The following is a 2,473-nucleotide window of genomic DNA, read 5'->3' as shown; positions in this document are numbered from 1 at the left end:
TCGCCGAACTGCTCGGCCGGGCTGATGCGCGAGCGGGAGAGTTGGCAAGAGCGTATGACCGCGCTCGAGCATCAGGCTTGGCCTGCCAAAGAGCCTACTTCTCCCTGACCAATCCCGATTAACCGAATTGCCGCACCGAGTCACTCTCCAAACTGACGGGTCGTCCCGTGTAACTGCGTCCGGTGCGGCGCCCTATTTGAAGCGATAGCCATGCCTCCACGTATCAAGCAGATCTGCCGGGCCAAAGGTTGTCATGCTCTGACTGATAATCCTGGCGGGTATTGTGCCGATCACGCTAGTCAGGCTGTCGGCTGGCGGCGCGTTGCCGTCAAGTCATCTGCCGAGCGTGGCTATGGTGCCAGCTGGCGCAAGCGTCGCGAGCGCATCATGCAGCGCGACCGCGGGCTGTGTCAGCCCTGCATTCGCAAGGGCATCATCACCTCAGCCTGTGCCGTTGACCACATCGTGCCAAAGGCCGCAGGTGGCACGAATGACGATACCAACCTCGAGGCCATCTGCCGGTGCTGCCACAAGCAGAAGACGCAGCAGGAGGCCTCTGCTGGCCGCCACGGGCAATCCTGAGGGTGAGGGGGGGATCAAATCCTTCCACCTTTTCGCCTCCGTGACTGCCAGCCCGGTCAAATTTTTATACCCGCGAAATTAAAAATTTAAATGGAGGGCGCGATGGCAGGGGCACCAAGAGCGCCTGGTCAAGGTCGCAAGCCCAAACCGACGGCGCTGAAGCGGCTGGCAGGCAACCCCGGCAAGCGCTCGCTGAACAACGCCGAGCCCACCTTCACCCCGCTGCTCTATGTCGAGTGCCCTGAATGGCTGGCAGAAGACCAGTGGGCACCGACCATGTGGGACATGGTGATCCGTGAGCTCTGCGGTGCCGAGGTGCTCTGCGTCACCGACCTACACAACCTCGAGGCATTCTGCGCCGCCTACTCGCGCTGGCGCAGAGCCGAAATCGAGATCGCCAAACACGGCCTGGTTGTCGAAGGGGCAACCGGCGGGCCGGTCAAAAACCCCGCCTGTACGGTGGCCAACGAATCACTCAAGCAGATGACCAGCTACGGATCGCTGCTTGGGCTGGACCCGTCCAGCCGCTCACGCCTGATCGGAGGCAACAAGAAACAGGGAGGGGGGAACCCGTTCGCAGCTTTGTAGGGATGACCGATGGCAACACGCAAAAGTTATCCCTATGTCAACGTGGCAAACGGCTACGCCCGCGACGTGGTGCGCGGCAAGATCCCCGCCTGTCGCTACGTCATCCAGGCCTGCCAGCGGCACCTCGATGATCTGGCCAAAGAGAAGTCGGCCAAGTTTCGGTTCCGCTTCGACAAGGACAAGGCCGAGCGAGCCGCCACCTTCGTTCAGCTCATGCCCCATACCAAGGGGGAGTGGGCATTCAAGCGCCAGACCCTGAACCTCGAGCCGTGGCAGATGTTCATCATCTGCAGCGTGTTTGGCTGGGTGCGGAAGGGATCTGGCCTGCGCCGCTTTCGCGAGGTCTACAACGAGATCCCGCGTAAAAACGGCAAGTCGGCGCTCTCTGCTCCGGTCGGCCTCTACTGCTTCGCGGCAGACAACGAATTCGGCGCCGAGGTCTACTCCGGTGCCACCACAGAAAAACAGGCGTGGGAGGTGTTTCGCCCCGCCCGCCTGATGGCCAAGCGCACCCAGGCGCTGCTCGATCACTTCGGTATCGAGGTCAACGCCAGCAACCTGAATATCCCGTCTGACGGCGCCCGCTTCGAGCCGCTTATCGGCAACCCGGGTGATGGTCAGTCGCCATCCTGCGCCATCGTGGACGAATACCACGAACACGACACGGATGACCTCTACACCACCATGATCACCGGTATGGGCGCCCGCCGCCAACCGCTGATGTGGGTCATCACCACCGCCGGCTACAACATCGACGGCCCCTGCTACGACAAGCGGCGGGAAGTGATCGAGATGCTGGCGGGCACGGTACCGGATGATGAGCTGTTCGGCATCATCTACACCATTGACGAGGGGGATGACTGGACGGATCCCAAGGTGCTGGCCAAGGCCAACCCGAATATGGGCGTCTCCGTCTATGCCGAATACCTGCTGGCGCAGCAGGCCAAGGCCATCAAGTCAGCCCGCTTTGCCAACATCTTCAAGACCAAGCACCTAAACGTCTGGGTGTCGGCCAAAACCGCCTACTACAACATGGAGGCGTGGAAGGCCTGCGAAGATCGCAGCCTGACGCTGGAGCAGTTCGAAGGGCAGGAGCTGATCCTCTCGTTCGACCTTGCCCGCAAGCTCGACATGAACTCCATGGCTCGCCTGTTCTGGCGAGATATTGACGGTAAGCGCCACTACTACTCGGTAGCCCCCGAATTCTGGGTGCCGGAAGATACGGCCTTCAACACCGACAACCGGAGGCTGGCAGAGCGTTACCAGAAGTGGATGAACCTGGGCGAGCTCAGCACCACAGAAG

At 61.3% G+C, this 2,473-nt stretch carries 4 protein-coding genes; all 4 read left to right on the top strand.

The window, feature by feature from the left end:
- Positions 1–41 precede the first annotated feature (41 nt).
- Complete coding sequence (locus LD28_RS22220) at positions 42–122, top strand: hypothetical protein (protein WP_241462285.1); 81 nt, start codon at positions 42–44, stop codon at positions 120–122.
- 88 nt (positions 123–210) lie between these two features.
- A complete protein-coding gene (locus LD28_RS0109760) occupies positions 211–582 on the top strand; it encodes an HNH endonuclease (RefSeq protein WP_033136784.1) in 372 nt (123 codons plus the stop codon).
- Positions 583–684: 102 nt separating this feature from the next.
- Positions 685–1,170, top strand: a complete 486-nt coding sequence (locus tag LD28_RS0109755; protein ID WP_033136783.1) for a phage terminase small subunit P27 family — start codon at positions 685–687, stop codon at positions 1,168–1,170.
- A 9-nt stretch (positions 1,171–1,179) separates the two neighbouring features.
- Positions 1,180–2,473: terminase large subunit (locus tag LD28_RS0109750; protein ID WP_033136782.1), on the top strand; the 1,294-nt coding region annotated here is incomplete at its 3' end.

It is taken from the genome of Aeromonas finlandensis (genome assembly GCF_000764645.1).
Classification (GTDB): Bacteria; Pseudomonadota; Gammaproteobacteria; order Enterobacterales; family Aeromonadaceae; genus Aeromonas; species Aeromonas finlandensis.
The sequence above is the reverse complement of the archived record's forward strand: the minus strand, read 5'-3'. Positions and strand labels throughout refer to the sequence as shown.

Excerpts from the sequence above, each read along its gene's own strand:
- LD28_RS0109755 (WP_033136783.1), top strand. The coding sequence starts at position 685 with ATGGCAGGGGCACCAAGAGCGCCTGGTCAAGGTCGCAAGCCCAAACCG.
- LD28_RS0109760 (WP_033136784.1), top strand. The coding sequence starts at position 211 with ATGCCTCCACGTATCAAGCAGATCTGCCGGGCCAAAGGTTGTCATGCT.